15 protein-coding genes are annotated in these 15,516 nt (G+C 63.6%); 8 read left to right on the top strand and 7 right to left on the bottom strand.

The window, feature by feature from the left end; all coding sequences use genetic code 11:
- Window positions 1-123: 123 nt before the first annotated feature.
- On the bottom strand, window positions 124-666 hold the full coding sequence (locus PG883_RS06675) for a cupin domain-containing protein (RefSeq protein WP_010672493.1): 543 nt from the start codon (window positions 664-666) through the stop codon (window positions 124-126).
- Between the two features lie 171 nt (window positions 667-837).
- Between PG883_RS06675 and PG883_RS06670 the strand changes: the two genes are divergently transcribed.
- From PG883_RS06670 to PG883_RS06645, 6 genes are all read left to right on the top strand, one after another.
- Complete coding sequence (locus PG883_RS06670; protein WP_043153563.1) at window positions 838-2,166, top strand: aspartate aminotransferase family protein; 1,329 nt, start codon at window positions 838-840, stop codon at window positions 2,164-2,166.
- Window positions 2,167-2,264: 98 nt separating this feature from the next.
- A complete protein-coding gene (locus PG883_RS06665) occupies window positions 2,265-3,761 on the top strand; it encodes a CoA-acylating methylmalonate-semialdehyde dehydrogenase (protein ID WP_039039524.1) in 1,497 nt (498 codons plus the stop codon).
- Window positions 3,762-3,844: 83 nt separating this feature from the next.
- Window positions 3,845-4,573: a glutamine amidotransferase-related protein gene (locus PG883_RS06660; RefSeq protein WP_042882239.1), complete on the top strand. Its 729-nt coding sequence runs from the start codon at window positions 3,845-3,847 to the stop codon at window positions 4,571-4,573.
- 153 nt (window positions 4,574-4,726) lie between these two features.
- Window positions 4,727-5,698, top strand: a complete 972-nt coding sequence (locus PG883_RS06655; protein WP_029313477.1) for a LysR substrate-binding domain-containing protein — start codon at window positions 4,727-4,729, stop codon at window positions 5,696-5,698.
- 60 nt (window positions 5,699-5,758) lie between these two features.
- Window positions 5,759-6,598, top strand: coding sequence for a PfkB family carbohydrate kinase (locus tag PG883_RS06650; protein WP_200163857.1), 840 nt, complete (start codon window positions 5,759-5,761; stop codon window positions 6,596-6,598).
- Between the two features lie 275 nt (window positions 6,599-6,873).
- The gene (locus PG883_RS06645; protein WP_010672499.1) at window positions 6,874-7,326 is read left to right on the top strand and encodes an Rrf2 family transcriptional regulator; all 453 of its coding nucleotides are present in this window, start codon (window positions 6,874-6,876) and stop codon (window positions 7,324-7,326) included.
- Window positions 7,327-7,378: 52 nt separating this feature from the next.
- Here the strand turns inward: PG883_RS06645 and PG883_RS06640 are convergent, their stop codons facing one another.
- Window positions 7,379-7,891 (bottom strand): ferredoxin-type protein NapF, encoded by a 513-nt coding sequence (locus PG883_RS06640; protein WP_010672500.1) that lies wholly within the window; start codon window positions 7,889-7,891, stop codon window positions 7,379-7,381.
- 137 nt (window positions 7,892-8,028) lie between these two features.
- Between PG883_RS06640 and PG883_RS06635 the strand changes: the two genes are divergently transcribed.
- Together PG883_RS06635 and rmuC are read left to right on the top strand one after the other, a co-directional pair.
- Window positions 8,029-8,244, top strand: coding sequence for a hypothetical protein (locus PG883_RS06635; protein WP_010672501.1), 216 nt, complete (start codon window positions 8,029-8,031; stop codon window positions 8,242-8,244).
- Complete coding sequence (gene rmuC / locus PG883_RS06630; protein ID WP_200163858.1) at window positions 8,241-9,572, top strand: DNA recombination protein RmuC; 1,332 nt, start codon at window positions 8,241-8,243, stop codon at window positions 9,570-9,572. Before PG883_RS06635 ends, rmuC begins: the two co-directional genes overlap by 4 nt.
- 82 nt (window positions 9,573-9,654) lie before the next feature.
- Here rmuC and PG883_RS06625 read toward each other — a convergent pair whose 3' ends face one another.
- The 5 genes from PG883_RS06625 to def all read right to left on the bottom strand — a co-directional run bounded on the left by PG883_RS06625 (window position 9,655) and on the right by def (window position 15,464).
- A complete protein-coding gene (locus PG883_RS06625; RefSeq protein WP_103259325.1) occupies window positions 9,655-11,097 on the bottom strand; it encodes a TrkH family potassium uptake protein in 1,443 nt (480 codons plus the stop codon).
- Window positions 11,098-11,190: 93 nt separating this feature from the next.
- Window positions 11,191-12,567: a Trk system potassium transporter TrkA gene (trkA, locus tag PG883_RS06620; RefSeq protein WP_010672504.1), complete on the bottom strand. Its 1,377-nt coding sequence runs from the start codon at window positions 12,565-12,567 to the stop codon at window positions 11,191-11,193.
- A gap of 74 nt (window positions 12,568-12,641) precedes the next feature.
- Complete coding sequence (gene rsmB, locus PG883_RS06615; RefSeq protein WP_270807047.1) at window positions 12,642-13,934, bottom strand: 16S rRNA (cytosine(967)-C(5))-methyltransferase RsmB; 1,293 nt, start codon at window positions 13,932-13,934, stop codon at window positions 12,642-12,644.
- Window positions 13,935-13,994: 60 nt separating this feature from the next.
- Window positions 13,995-14,939 (bottom strand): methionyl-tRNA formyltransferase, encoded by a 945-nt coding sequence (gene fmt / locus PG883_RS06610; protein ID WP_042015233.1) that lies wholly within the window; start codon window positions 14,937-14,939, stop codon window positions 13,995-13,997.
- Between the two features lie 12 nt (window positions 14,940-14,951).
- Window positions 14,952-15,464, bottom strand: coding sequence for a peptide deformylase (gene def / locus PG883_RS06605; protein WP_010672507.1), 513 nt, complete (start codon window positions 15,462-15,464; stop codon window positions 14,952-14,954).
- Window positions 15,465-15,516 lie beyond the last annotated feature (52 nt).

Here is a 15,516-nt window from a genome sequence, read left to right as displayed (position 1 = left end):
GCAAACCGGGCGCCCTGGCCTGTGGTGTCTGGGGTCGCGCGGCGGGGCGGGAGCCCGTGTCGCTGGCCTGACCCCTGGGCTGGGCAGGGGGGATCCCGGCGGGCTGTTACGGGAGAAGGCCCGTCAGAAGCTGGCGGGCGTGTTGGCCGAGATCAGCACGCACTCCTGATCCCCCACGTTGCGAAAACGGTGGGGAGTGCGGCTGTCGAAGTAGTAGCCATCCCCCGGTGCCAGCAGGTGAACCTGCTCGCCCACGGTGACTTCCACCTGACCTCGGATGACGATGCCGCACTCTTCCCCTTCGTGACTCAGCATGTCGTCACCGGTGTCGGCGCCCGGGGGCAGTATCTCCTGCATCATGCCGATGGCGCGGTTGGCGCGGCTGTGACCCACCAGACGGTAGCTGATGGGGTGGGTGCCGAGATCCGGCATGTCGTCCGCACGGAAGATCACCTCGGAATCCATCTCCGTCTCGTCGGTGAAGAAGCTGGCCAATGACATGGGGATGCCTTCCAGCACCTTGCGCAGGGAGGCCACCGAGGGGCTCACCTGATTTTTCTCGATCTGGGAGATAAAGCCGTTGGTCACACCGGAGCGTTTTGCCAGCTCGCGCTGGGAGAGGGCCGCCTTGGTGCGAACCGCCTTGAGGCGGTGACCGATATCCATCGATAGACACTCCTTGACTGTTTACTATTATTAAAATTGTGTTAAATATCTTATACCACCCCTGAGGGGTGACACCAAGCCGGGCGATAAAAGCCCTTTTTTATGGATTCAGGTGTTTAATTTAATAGGCATGAGCCGGGTGTTACTAAACGCCTTAAGGATGAGGTGACCATGAAACCTGTCAGCGACATCAATACCCCCGACATGTCCGCATTCTGGATGCCGTTCACCGCCAACCAGCAGTTCAAGGCGGCGCCGCGCATCCTGAAGTCGGCAGAGGGGATGTATTATCACTCAGAGGATGGCCGCAAGATACTGGATGGCACTGCCGGACTCTGGTGTTGCAACGCAGGCCATGGTCGGCGCGAGATCGCCGAGGCGGTCTCCCAGCAGATCTCCCACCTCGATTTTGCCCCCACCTTCCAGATGGGCCACCCCCTGCCGTTCGAGCTGGCCAACCAGCTGGTGGAGATCGCCCCCAAGGGATTCGGTCACGTCTTCTATACCAACTCCGGATCGGAGTCCGTGGACACCGCGCTCAAGATTGCGCTGGCCTGGCAGCGGGCCCGCGGTCAGGGGACCCGTACCCGGCTCATCGGCCGCGAGCGCGGCTACCACGGGGTGGGTTTTGGCGGCATCTCGGTGGGGGGCATTCCCGGCAACCGCAAGTGGTTCGGCTCCCTGCTGACCGGGGTGGATCATCTGCCCCACACCCTCAACATAGGGAAAAATGCGTTCACCAAGGGATTGCCAGCAGAAGACCTCACCCTGGCCGATGAACTGGAGAAGATTGTCTTCCTGCACGACGCCAGCAACATCGCGGCGGTCATCGTCGAGCCCATCGCCGGCAGCACCGGGGTCATCATGCCCCCCAAGGGCTATCTCAAGCGGCTGCGGGAGATCTGTACCAAACACGGCATCCTGCTGATTTTTGACGAGGTGATCACCGGTTTCGGCCGCCTCGGCTCCCCCTTCGCCGCCCAGGAGTTCGACGTCATCCCCGACATGATCACCTGCGCCAAGGGGCTCACCAACGGCGCCATCCCCATGGGGGCCGTGCTGGTGCAAAACCATATCTATGACGACATGATGGCGGCGGGCAAGGGGGCCATCGAGCTGTTTCACGGCTACACCTACTCCGGCCACCCGGTGGCCGCGGCGGCGGGTCTGGCGACCCTCGAGATCTACCGGAGCGAAAATCTGCTGACCCGGGCTGCCGAGCTGGCGGGCTACTGGGAGGAGGCGGCCCATTCCCTCAAGGGCTGCAAGCACGTGAAGGACGTGCGCAACTACGGCCTGGTGGCGGGCATCGAACTCGAATCCATGCCGGATGCACCGGGCAAGCGGGCCTACGAGGTGTTCGTGCGCTGTTTCGAGAAGGGGGCGCTTATCCGGGTGACCGGCGACATCATCGCCCTGTCGCCTCCCCTCATCATCGAGCGCAGCCAGATCGACGATCTCTTCACCCTGCTGCAGGACGCCCTGCAGGCCCAGGACTGACCCCCACATCACACAGGATGGCGCTCGTCCCGGGCGTCATCCCCCTGTGCTGCCCCGGCGCGGCGAGGGGAGGACGGATGACCCATCACGGAGGATTTATGAGTTACAGGATCGACAACTTCATCGACGGCGAGACGACCGAGAGTCGCAGCGAGCGTTTCGGTGCCATCTTCAATCCGGCCACCGGCCAGCAGCAGGGCTCCGTCGTTCTCAGCACGGCCGACGAGTGTGCCGAGGCGATTGCCTGCGCCGAGCGCGCCTTTGGGGAGTGGTCCCAGACCCCGCCGCTGGTGCGGGCCCGGGTGCTGTTTCGCTTCAAGGAGCTGATGGAGCAGCACAGGGACGAGCTGGCCCAGCTCATCAGCCGCGAGCACGGCAAGGTCTTCTCCGACGCCCAGGGGGAGCTGACTCGGGGGCTGGAGGTGGTGGAGTTTGCCTGCGGCATTCCCCACCTGCTCAAGGGGGAGCACTCCCTCAACGTGGGCCGCGGGGTGGACAGTCACTCCATGATGCAGCCGGTGGGGGTCTGCGCCGGCATCACCCCGTTCAACTTCCCTGCCATGGTGCCGCTCTGGATGTTCCCGGTGGCCCTGGCCTGCGGCAACACCTTTATCCTCAAGCCCTCGGAGAAGGATCCGTCCCTCTCTCTGCGCATGGCCGAACTGCTCAAGCAGGCGGGCCTGCCGGACGGGGTGCTCAACGTGGTCAACGGCGACAAGGAGGTGGTGGACGTGCTGCTGACCGACCCGAGGGTCGGTGCCGTGTCGTTTGTCGGCTCCACCCCCATCGCCCAGTACATCTATGCCACCGCTTCGGCCCACGGCAAGCGGGTGCAGGCCCTGGGCGGCGCCAAGAACCACATGGTGGTCATGCCGGATGCCAATCTGGATCAGGCAGTTTCCGCCCTGATGGGGGCCGCCTATGGCGCGGCGGGCGAGCGTTGCATGGCGATCTCGGTGGCCGTGGTGGTGGGTGACGAGACCGCCGATGCCCTGGTGGCGAAGCTCTCGCCCCTGGTGGCGGCCCTGCGGGTCGGCCCCGGCCTCGGTCAGAGTCCGGAGAACGAGATGGGGCCCCTCATCAGCCGGGAACACCTGGCCAAGGTGCGCGGCTACGTGGATCAGGGAGTGGCCGAGGGGGCCGAGCTGGTGGTGGATGGCCGGGGCCTGAGCCATGGCGAGGGCTACTTCATCGGGGGCAGCCTGTTCGATCGGGTCGGCCCCGAGATGCGCATCTACCGGGAGGAGATCTTCGGCCCCGTGCTCGCCATCGTGCGGGCCCCGGACTACGAGACGGCCCTGCGCCTCATCAACGAACACGAGTACGGCAACGGCACCGCCATCTTCACCGGTGACGGAGATACCGCAAGGGACTTCACCACGCGGGTTCAGGTCGGTATGGTAGGGGTGAACGTTCCCATTCCGGTGCCCATGGCGTTTCACAGCTTCGGTGGCTGGAAACGGTCCATCTTCGGGCCGCTCAACATGCACGGGCCGGATGGGGTGCGCTTCTACACCCGGATGAAGACGGTGACCGCCCGCTGGCCCCAGAGCCTGCGCGCCGGCGCCGAGTTCTCCATGCCGACCATGAAGTGAGCCACCGGCTTGCTGCCATGGCTTTAATCTCTTGCCCCCGCAGGCCGCCGGTCTGCGGGGGCGCTTCTGTCAAGGAGTAACAGATGCGACTGGGTATTCTCGATTGTGACCGGCTGGACCCCGATTTGGTGGGGGATTTTGGTCCCGTTTACTCCGAGATGTTTATCAAGGGTTTCCGGGCGTTGGCCCCCGAGCTGGAATTTCGGGTCTGGTCCGCCCTCGACGGCGATCTGCCCCCGGATCTGACCGAATGCGATGCCTGGCTCATCACCGGCTCGCGCCACGATGCCTACAGCGACATCCCCTGGATCCTGGCGCTGCGCGACTGGATCCGCCGGGCCCACGATGCCAACGTCAAGCTGGCCGGGGTCTGCTTCGGCCATCAGGTGATCGCCCAGGCGCTGGGAGGGGAGGTAATGAAGTCCACCAAGGGGTGGGGGCTGGGGGTGTCGGTCCATGCCATGCAGACGACAAAACCCTGGATGGCGCCGGGTCTGGACACCATCCGCATCCTGGCAAGCCACCAGGATCAGGTGGAGCAGCTTCCGCCGGGGGCGACCCTGCTCGCGGGCAACGACTTCTGCCCCAACTTCATGTTCCTGCAGGGGGATCACATCGTCGCCATCCAGGGGCACCCTGAATTCTCGGTGGCGTACAACCGGGCCCTGATCGAGCGGCGACGGGACAGGCTGCCCGATGCGCATTACCAGAGCAGTCTCTCTTCCCTGGAAGGGGAGGTGGATTCCGCCACCATGATGCAGTGGCTGCTGCAGTTCCTCGGCATCCTGCCGATCGGGGCCGACGTGCGCTGAACCCCGTTTGTCATATCCACCGCGCTGATGCTAGATTTTGTAGCAAAATGAAGGATCAAGCGGCGATATGCCCAGTCCGGATGATACACTGGCCGCCATTTTTGGCGGCCTAGTCCATCGACGAGCGCCGCGTCAGTCTGTGAGGGGGCAACCTTGAAACTACAGCAGTTGAAGTATCTGATCGCGGTGCGGGACCACAATCTCAACGTCTCCGTTGCCTCCGATGCGCTCTATACCAGCCAGCCTGGGGTGAGCAAGCAGATCGGCTTGCTGGAGAGCGAGCTGGGGGTGCGCATCTTCGAGCGCCGCGGCAAGCACCTGCACCGGATCACCCCGGTGGGGGAGGAGATCATCAAGTGTGCCGAGGCCATGCTCAATATCGAGAGCAAGATCAAGGCCATCTCCCGGGAATACCTGGATCCGACCGTGGGCACCCTCAACATCCACACCACCCACACCATCGCCCGCTACCTGCTGCCGAAAAGCGTCACCTACTTCACCAAAAAGTACCCCAAGATCTCATTCCACCTGCATCCTGTGATGTCCGCCACCAAGGAGCAGATCAGCAAGGGATACTCGGATTTTTCCATCGTGGCCCACGAGATAGGCTTCGACAAGGAGCTGATCGCGCTGCCCGCCTACCTCTGGACCCTCTCCCTGGTGGTGCCCCAGGAGCACCCCCTGGCCAAGGTGAAGAAGCCGACCCTGGAGCAGCTCTGCCAGTATCCCATCCTGAGCTACGAGAGCGGCGCCACCGGGCGTCAGGTGCAGGACAAGGTGTTCCAGGCGGCTGGCCTCACTCCCAACTACTACATGACGGTGATGGATGCCGGCGTCATCAAGCGCTACGTGGAGCTGGGCTTTGGCATCGGCATCATCTCCTCCCTGGTGGCCAACGATAGCGATGCCCCCGGCCTCGTGGCCATCAATCTGGAGCACCTGTTCGAGCCCTGCCCGGCCCAGATCTGCTTCAGCAAGAGCATCCTCTTGCAGAACTACATGTATGACTTCATCAGCTCCTTCTCCCCCCATCTCACCAAGGAGATGATCCAGAACGTGATGCAGCAGCCGACCCAGGCGCGCATCGACGAGCTGTTGTCAGGGGTGGAGCTGCCCGTCTACTGATCCCGCTTCCGTTTCTGTGCCGGCACCCCGGGGGGCCGGCCTCCTCCCGCCGAGGTTTCCATGTCCCGCATCCTGCTGCTCGCCAATCTCAACTGTGATCATGTGCTCTCCCTGGCCGAACCCCTGGTGGCGGGGGCGCGGCTGCAATACGTGGATCAGGGGCGCAGGCTCGGCGGCGGCGCCGCCAATACCGGCATCGGACTGGTGTGGGCGGGGCACGAGGTGATCATCGCCTCCCGGGTCGGGCTGGACGACACCGGTGACTGGCTGCTGGAGCAGGCGGCCTCATACGGCCTGGATTGCAGCCATGTGGAACGCTTTGGCGGCGAGACCGGCGAGCTGCTGGTGCTGGTGGACGCCACCGGTGAGCGCACCATTCTCAGGCGCCCACGTCGTCCGGATCTGCCGGGGGATCTGCCGACCGAAGGGGTGGACTGCCTCTATGTGAACTATCCGGGCACCGCCATCGTGGGCTACATGCGCCAGATGCTCGCCAAGAGTTTCGTGGTGGCCCAGTATCCCAAGGGGGGGCAGGCCCGCCGCCCCTGCCACGTGCTGGTGGCCTCCCGCTCCGATCTCGGCGAGGTGAGCGACCCCTGGCAGCATGCCCGCCAGCTCGCGGGGGAGCAGCTTGAATGGCTGGTGCTGACCGAGGGCAAGGTGGGCGCCGTGGCCATTCACGGGGAGGAGCAGGTCAGGGTGGCGGCGCGACCGGTCTCCGTGGTGGATACCACGGGGGCGGGGGATGCCTTCGCGGGCGGCCTCATCCACGGTCTTGCGCGGGGCATGGCCATGGCCGATGCGTTGCAGTGCGCCGTGGACTGGGGCGCCTTCGCGGTGGCCTCCGAGAGCTCCATCCCCTCCCAGGCGCTGCGCAACTGGCTGAAACAGCCCCACTGAACTCGCCGGACAACGGCTCCGGCGATGGCAGAGGAGGTGGGGTTTTGTCGACGGAAACCGCCAAAACCCCTCGCTGAGGCGGCAAGTTTGCGATCAATCAAAGAAAGTGTCGATTTATGTACATCTTCGTCGACACCCGCCCGGGCTGCTCTTACCCTTGTGACTTCACGACTCGGTCGAAGAAGCCCATCCCGTGCACACGCATGTGCAGACCCCCTCTTTGGCCACCGGCTGTCGTCCTGATTTCTGGCTTGTAGTAAGAGGCAAGTGCGACCATGCAACTGACACGATTTACCGACTACGCCCTGCGTACCCTGACCTTCCTGGCCATCCAGCCCGGTGATCGCCTGTCGACCATCACGGAAGTGGCCGACACCTTCGCCATCTCCCGCAATCACGTGGTCAAGATAGTGCATCAGCTCGGCATCAAGGGTTACATCGAGACGGTGCGTGGCAAGCATGGGGGCATCCGCCTCGGCCGTGCCGCCGTCTCCATCAACCTGCGCGATGTGGTGATGGACATGGAGCACGTGCTCTGCCCGGTGGACTGCAAGCGCGAAAACTGCCGTCTCTCCGGGGGCTGCCGCATCCAGGGCATTCTACGCCGCGCCATGCACGCCTTCCTCGAGGTACTGGGGGAGTACACTTTGGCGGATGCGGTGCGGGATCCCACTCGTCTGTGCCACCTTCTCGGCATAGAGCAGGATAATATCCTGACCATGGCATGATGCCACGGTGAATGACAGAGGGGCCTGCGGGCCCCTCTGTCATTGCTGGCGGTCAGAGCTGGGGCACAAGGGTGATGGCTCCGTGCAGACAGGCAAGGCCGCAGGCGCCGCAGCCATCGCAGGCGGCCATGTTGACGGTTACTCCCTCGCTGCCGACCTTGATCGCCTGCTGGGGGCAGGCATCTTCGCACAGCAGACAGTAGTAGCCCTGACGGGCCTGGCAGCTCGCCTCTATCCTGACCCGGGTCTGCACCTGGCGGCCGAGGCAGAGATCCAGTGCGCCCGTGGGGCAGGCTCTGGCGCAGCTGCCGCAATAGCTGCACTGGCCACAGGCGAGATCCAGCACTGGGGTACCGGCGATGGGGCTGCCGTCATATTCGGGGCGATCGGCGGGCTTGATGAGGCCGTTGGGACACGCCTTGAAGCAGTCGCCACAACGGGTGCAGAGGGTGAGGAACTGGGACTCGTCGATGGCCCAGGGCGGGCGTGCCTCATGGCAGACCACCTCGGGTCTGCGGGGGCTCCCCCATGCGTGTGCCAGCCAGCGACAGAAAAAATGCGTCATGCCCACCCCTATACCTATTAGGGGTTAATTTTATCCAGTTTTAGGCCGGCAAGCCAGAGAATAGCGGCGGGCAGGATCGCAAGCCGGGTTGCCCTTGTGTAAGCTAGGCGGGTCTTTTTGCGGGATTGAATGAACTCATGTGGCTATTTCTGTGGCGTGCTTCTCTGCTCTATGTCTTCCCCCTGCTGATGTGGGCCTACTGCCATCTCAAGGGTATCGAGTTCAGTGAACTGGATACCGGGGTCAACAGCCACAAGTGGGTGGTGCTGGCGGCCTATCTGCTCTATGTGCTGATCTGGTTGCTGCTCAACCGCTATCTCGAACTCTTCCTGCGCCAGCGGGGGCGCCGATGACCCCTCTGCTGACCTGGTGGCCTGCCATGCTGGCTGGCGGGCTGGCGCTGCTGTTCGGCTGGTGGTGGGGGCGACGCAGCGGCCGTGAAGAGGCGCTGCTGCTGGAGGAGCGTTATCAGGGGTTGCAGGATCGCTGGGACGCGCTGCAGGACGAGAAGATGCTGGCTCAGCAGAAGCTGGATCAGCAGCAGACCCTGCTGCTCAAGCTCACCGCCCGTCTCAAGGAAGCCGAGGCGACCCTGCGCAGCGAACGCATCGCCAGCGCCGAGAAGCTGCAACTGCAACAAGAGGCTGAGCAGCGCCTCAGTCAGCAGTTCGAGAACCTCGCCAATCGTATCTTTGAACAAAATGCCGGCAACTTCCGCGAACTGAATCAGAACAGCATGGATCTCCTGCTGACTCCACTCAAGGAGCAGCTCGAGGGCTTTCGCCGCCAGGTGGGAGAGACCCACGCCCAGGAGACGGCCCAGCGCCACAACCTCAAGTTCGAGCTGGAGCGCCTTGCCGAGCTCAACGCCCGCATGACCGAAGAGGCGGCGGCACTGACCCGGGCCCTCAAGGGCGACAGCAAGCAGCAGGGCAACTGGGGGGAGGTGGTGCTGGCGCGGATCCTCTCCGAGTGCGGCCTGCGCGAAGGCCACGAGTACCACACCCAGGTCAACATCGAGGTGGACAAGGGCAAGCGCTACCAGCCCGACGTCATCGTCCACTTGCCCCAGGACAAAGACATCATCATCGACGCCAAGGTGTCGCTGACAGCCTATGAGCGCTGGTACAACGCCGCTGATGATCTGGAGAAGGCGGTGGCGCTCAAGGAGCACGTCGCCTCGGTGCGCAACCATATCCGCGAGCTGGGCCGCAAGGATTACCAGCAGTTGCCCGGGGTGCGCACCCTGGACTATGTGCTGATGTTCGTGGCGGTGGAGCCTGCCTTCCTCGCTGCCCTGGAAGCGGACCCTTCCCTGGTGCGCTACGGGCTGGAACACAACATCCTGCTGGTGAGCCCCACCAACCTGATGGTGGCGCTGCGCACCATAGAGAACCTGTGGCGCTACGAGCGGCAGAACCAGAACTCGCGCCAGATAGCGGAGCGGGCCGGCCGCCTCTACGAGAAGCTGCGGCTGTTCGTGGAGGAGATGCAGCAGCTGGGTGGCAGCCTGCACAAGGCGCAGGAGAGCTACGACAAGGCGATGGGCCGGCTGGTCAACGGTCGTGGCAACCTGATCGCCCAGGCCGAGCGCTTTCGCGAGCTGGGGGTCGAGGTGACCAAGCCCTTGCCGGACGCGCTGGTGGACAGGGCGTTGGAGCGGGAGGAGTCGGCGGACTGAGGGGAGTCGTCATTCGCCGGGACAACGAAAAGGGCAGCCATTGGCTGCCCTTTTCGTTTCATGCAACAGCCTGGACGGCTGCTTACTGCTTCCAGAAGGAGGGGAAGAAGAGCACCGCCACCGTCAGGATCTCGAGGCGTCCCAGCAGCATGCCGAACGACAGTATCCACTTGGCCGTATCCGGCAGGCTGGCGAAGTTGGTGCTGGGACCGATGACAGGCCCCATGCCCGGGCCCACGTTGGCCACGGCGGTGATGGAGCCCGAGATGGCGGTCAGGGGGTCCAGCCCGATGGCGGCGAGCAGGGCGGCGATGAGCAGGATGATGGCGAAGTAGACCAGCACGAAGGAGATCAGGGAGCGGATGATGGCGTCGTTGACCGGACGGCCGTTGTACTTCTGGGGAAACACGGCGGAGGGGTGCATCAGCTGGCGCATCTGTTTCTTGAACAGGGCGAAGGCCACCTGGACCCGAAAGATCTTGAGCCCGCCCGAGGTGGAGCCGGAGCAGGCGCCGAGTGCCAGCAGGATGATGAAGATAATGGTGGTGAGCGGGCCCCAGGTGCCGAAGTCGCCGAGTCCGAAACCCGTGGTGGTAAGCACGGAGACGATATTGAAGCTGCTGATGCGCAAGGCATCCATGAAGCCGTAGATGTCTCTCACCCAGAGATAGAAGGTGACGACCAGGGTCACCCAGACGATCAGCCAGAAGAAGCCCTGCACCTGGGCATCCTTGAACAGGCTGTTGTCACGGCGGGAGAGAGCCTGCACATAGAGCAGGAAGGGCAGGCCACCGAGGAACATGAAGAGGGTGCCTATCCAGTGCGCCGCGTGGGAGAAGTGGGACATGGATTGATCGGAGGTGGAGTAGCCGCCGGTGCTGAGGGTCGTCATGGCGTGGTTGACCGCTTCGAACAGGTTCATGCCACTCACCCAGTAGGCGAGGAAGCAGAGCATGGAGAGTACCAGATAGACCAGCACTATGTTGTTGGCCACCGTTTTGGCGCGGGGGGCGCTCTTGTCGGACCAATCGGAGCTCTCGGTCTGGAACAGCTTCATGCCACCGACGTTGAGGTAGGGCAGCACCGCCACCGCCATCACGATGAAGCCGACCCCGCCCAGCCACTGCAGGATGGATCGCCACAGCAGGATGCTGTGGGCCATGCCGTCCAGCCCCGACAGCACGGTGGATCCCGTGGTGGTGACCCCCGACATGGTCTCGAAGTAGGCGTCGGCAAAGTCGATATGGGTGATGAAGACGAAGGGCAGGGCCCCGAAGACGCAGGCGACCACCCAGACCGAGGTGGTGAGCAGGAACATCTCCCGCACGCCGAGGTGAAACTCTGCCTTGCGACCGTAATGGAGGCAGAGCAGGGCGGCACCATGGGTGATCAAGACCGACTTGAGAAATTCGACGAAACCTTCTGAACCGGTCAGCAGGGCCAGCAGGGTGGGCAGCCACATGAAGAGCGCCAGCTTGGAGAGCACCAGCCCGAGCGTGAAGACGATGGGATGCAGCTTGATCATGCAAGATAACCTGGTCGTTGATTGAAAAAAGACCCGGACCTTTCCTGAGAAAAGGGGCCGGGTCCGGATACCGTTGCCAGAGACATGGCCGGCTTACAGGAAGAAGGGACTGGGCTGGAACAGACGCTCCACTTCCGGGATGTACTTCTTGTCCACCAGGAACATCACCACGTGGTCATCCTGCTGTATCTGGGTGCGATCGTGGGCGATCAGCACCTCATCACCGCGCACCACTGCGCCTATGGTGGTGCCCGGGGGCAGCTTCAGCTCGCCCACCGTCTTGCCCACCACCTTGGAGGTGTTCTCGTCCCCGTGGGCGATCGCCTCGATGGCTTCGGCCGCCCCGCGGCGCAGGCTGTAGACGTTGGCGATGTCGGCGCGGCGCACATGGGTCAGCAGGGCAGAGATGGTGGCCTGCTGGGGGGAAATGGCGATGTCGATGGAGCCGCCCTGTACCAGGTCCACGTAGGCGCCGCGCTGGATCAGCACCATGGTCTTCTTGGCCCCCATCTTCTTGGCGAGCAGGGCCGACATGATGTTGGCCTCATCCTCGTTGGTCACCGCGATGAAGACGTCGATCTGGTCGATGTGCTCCTCCGCCAGCAGCTCCTGATCCGCCGCATCGCCGCAGAAGACGATGGTGTGTTCCAGATGCTCGGAGAGCTGCTCCGCCCGCTTCTGGTTGCGCTCGATGAGCTTGACGCTGTAGCGCTTCTCTAGCTGGCGGGCGAGGCCGGCGCCGATATTGCCGCCGCCGACGATCATGATGCGCCGGTAGGGGCTCTCGAGGCGTTGCAGCTCCGACATCACGGCGCGGATATGGCCCGCCGCGGCCACGAAGAACACCTCGTCATCGGCTTCGATGATGGTGGTGCCCTGGGGGCGGATGGAGCGCCCCTGGCGGAAGATGGCGGCGACCCGGGTTTCGATGTTGGGCATGTGTTCTCGCAGAGTGGAGAGCGCATTGCCCACCAGGGGGCCGCCGTAATAGGCCTTGACCGCCACCAGGCCCACCTTGCCGTCGGCAAAATCCACCACCTGCAACGCCCCCGGATACTCGATCAGGCGACGCACGTAGTCAGTCACCAACTGCTCGGGGGCGATCAGGTGATCCACGGGGACGGATTCGGGCAGGAACAGGCGATCCCGCTCCACCAGATAGGCGGGAGACCGAATGCGCGCCACCTTGTTCGGGGTGTTGAACAGGGAGTAGGCGACCTGGCAGGCGACCATGTTGGTCTCGTCACTGTTGGTGACGGCGACCAGCATGTCGGCATCCTGGGCGCCGGCTTCGCGCAGCACCCTGGGATGGGCGCCGTGGCCGTTCACCACCCGCAGGTCGAATTTGTCCTGCAGTTCGCGCAGGCGCTCGCTATCGGTGTCGACGATGGTGATGTCGTTGTTCTCGCCGGCGAGATTCTCGGCCAGGGTGCCACCCACCTGACCTGCGCCCAGAATGATGATTTTCATAAGGCCATCTTACTCAAGGTTGTTGCTTCGTAATGAGGCGGCCCGTCACCGGGCCTGCCATCCGCCGGTTTGGCCTACAGCTTGATGAGCTTGGCATAGTAGAAGCCGTCCATCTCCGCCTCGCCGGGCAGGAACTGGCGACCCGGACAGGCCGGGGTGTCTTCTGCATGCAACGGCACCAGGCGGGCATCCGGGGTATCGGCCAGGAAGGCGCGGATCTGCTCCCGGTTCTCTTCCGGCAACACGGAGCAGGTGGCGTAGAGTAGGGTGCCGCCCTGCTTCAGCTTGCCCCAGAGGGCATCGAGAATGCGGCGTTGCAGCTCGGCCAGCTCGCGGATGTCCTGATCCCGGCGCAACCACTTGATGTCGGGGTGACGACGGATAACGCCGGTGGCGGAGCAGGGGGCATCCAGCAGGATGCGGTCGAACTGCCCCTGTGGCCACCACAGCTCCGGCGTGCTGGCATCACCGTGGATCACTTGGGCCTGAAGGCCGATGCGATCCAGGTTCTCCTGCACCCGCTTGAGGCGGTTGTCATCGGCGTCGACGGCAACCACGCCGGCAAGGGCCGGCTGGCGTTCCAGCAGGTGGGCGGTTTTGCCGCCGGGGGCGGCGCAGGCGTCCAGCACCCACTCGCCCGGCTGGGGATCGAGCAGGGCGGCGGCCTGCTGGGCGGCACCGTCCTGCACCGAGCAGTCACCCTGCTCGAAGCCGGGCAGCTTGGTCACGTCGCAGGGGTGCTCCAGCAGGATGCAATCTTCCCCTTCCACACCGGCCATGGCCGGGATGCCCGCCTCGCTCATGCGGGCCAGCATGGCCTCGCGGCTCTGGCGCTGGCTGTTGTTGCGGATCCACATGGGCGGGCGCTGGTTGTTGGCCTCCATGATGAACTCCCAGTCATCGGGATAGGCCTGACGCAGGCGCTTGGTGAGCCATTCGGGGTGGCCGAGGCGGACGCTGGGGACGCGGTCGATGCGCAGCAGGATCACTTCGGCGCTGCGCTGGAAGTTGCGCAGTACGCCGTTGATGAGGCCGCGCAGGGAAGAACCCTTGAGCAGCTTGACGGCGTTGACGGTCTCGGCCACGGCGGCGTGAGCCGGAATGCGGGTATAGATGAGCTGGTAAAGGCCGACCAGAATGAGGTAGTGGAAGATGCGGCTCTTGTTCTTGAGCGGCTTGTCCATCATCTCGCTGACCGCCGCATCGAGGCGGGGCAGCCAGCGCAGGGTGCCGTAGCAGAGTTCTTGCAGGAGGGCGCGATCGCGAGGGGCGACCTTCTCCTGGGCAGCAGGCAGAACGGCGGAGAGAGATTGACCCTGATCCAGCACCTGTTGAATGACGAGAGCAGCCTGTGCGCGTGTTTTCATAGCGTTACCTTAGATGCACAAGTCGGGGCCAGGGCCCCGCTTGTGTCAATTCAATCCAGATCAAATCAGTTGCGTGCCAGGTTCAAACCAATCGCGGCGAGAGTTGAGCAGATCCGAAACGGACATGGCCTTCTTGCCGGGAGGTTGCAGGGTCAGCAGGCGCAGCACCCCCTGACCGGTGGCAACCTCGATCCCCTGCTTGTCGGCCTTGAGCAGGGTACCGGCTGCTTGGCCGTGATCCTGTGCGACGACCTCGGCCTGCCACACCTTGACGGTCTGTCCGGCGACGTCGAACCAGCTGATGGGCCAGGGGTTGAAGGCTCGGATGCAGCGCTCGATGGCAACGGCGTCCATCGACCAGTCGATGCGGGCCTCTTCCTTGGAGAGCTTCTCGGCGTAGTTGGCCAGCGCATCGTCCTGGGGCTCGGCAGCGGTGTCGCCGGCAGCCATGGCGTCCAGGGTATCGACCAGTGCCTGCGGGCCCAGACCGGCCAGCTTGTCATAGAGGCTGGCAGAGGTCTCATCACTGGCGATGGGGCAGGTTACCTTGCGGATCATGGCGCCGGTATCCAGCCCCACGTCCATCTGCATGATGGTGACGCCGGTTTCGGCATCCCCCGCCCAGATGGAGCGTTGAATCGGGGCGGCACCACGCCAGCGTGGCAGCAGGGAGCCGTGCACGTTGATGCAGCCCAGACGCGGCGTATCAAGCACCGCCTTGGGGAGGATGAGGCCATAAGCCACGACGACCATCAGATCGGCACCCAGAGCGGCCAGTTCGGCCTGCGCCGCTTCATTGCGCAGGGAGGCAGGCTGGTAGACCGGCAGATCGTGGGCCAGCGCCAGCTCCTTGACCGGGCTGGCAGTGAGCTTCTGGCCGCGACCGGCGGGCTTGTCCGGCTGGGTATAAACGGCGACGACCTCGTGGCCGGAAGACAACAACGCCGCCAGATGACGGGCGGCGAAGTCGGGGGTACCGGCAAAAATCAGTTTCAGCTTGTTCAATGGAGCGGATCCTCAGAGGACTTTGCGATCTTCACGGGCCATCTTTTCCAGCTTCTGACGAATGCGCTGGCGCTTGAGCGGGGACAAGTAATCCACAAACAGCTTGCCGACCAGATGATCCATCTCATGTTGTATGCAGATGGCGAGCAGATCGTCCGCTTCCAGCTCGAAGGTGTTGCCGTGGCGATCTTGCGCCCTGACCTTGACCCACTCGGCGCGCGGAACCAGAGCACGGTTGCCGGGCACGGAGAGGCAGCCCTCTTCGATGCCGGTGCTGCCGGACTGCTCCAAGATCTCCGGGTTGATCAACACCAGCTGTTCTTCGCGGTTCTCGGAGACATCGATGACGATGATGCGCTGATGAATGTCGACCTGGGTCGCAGCCAGGCCGATGCCTTCCTCCGCGTACATGGTTTCGAACATATCATCTACAATGTGTTGTAACTCGGGTGTAAAGGCTTCGACAGGGGCCGCGACTGTGCGCAGACGCTCATCGGGGAAACGCAATACATCTAGAATGGCCATAATTTTTTCTTTAGTTTCATATAAACGCAGTCAATATTGACGTAATTCTAGT

The sequence above is a fragment of the Aeromonas sp. QDB25 genome (assembly GCF_027707725.1).
Taxonomy (GTDB): domain Bacteria; phylum Pseudomonadota; class Gammaproteobacteria; order Enterobacterales; family Aeromonadaceae; genus Aeromonas; species Aeromonas caviae.
This window is presented reverse-complemented; position numbering and strand designations above follow the sequence as displayed.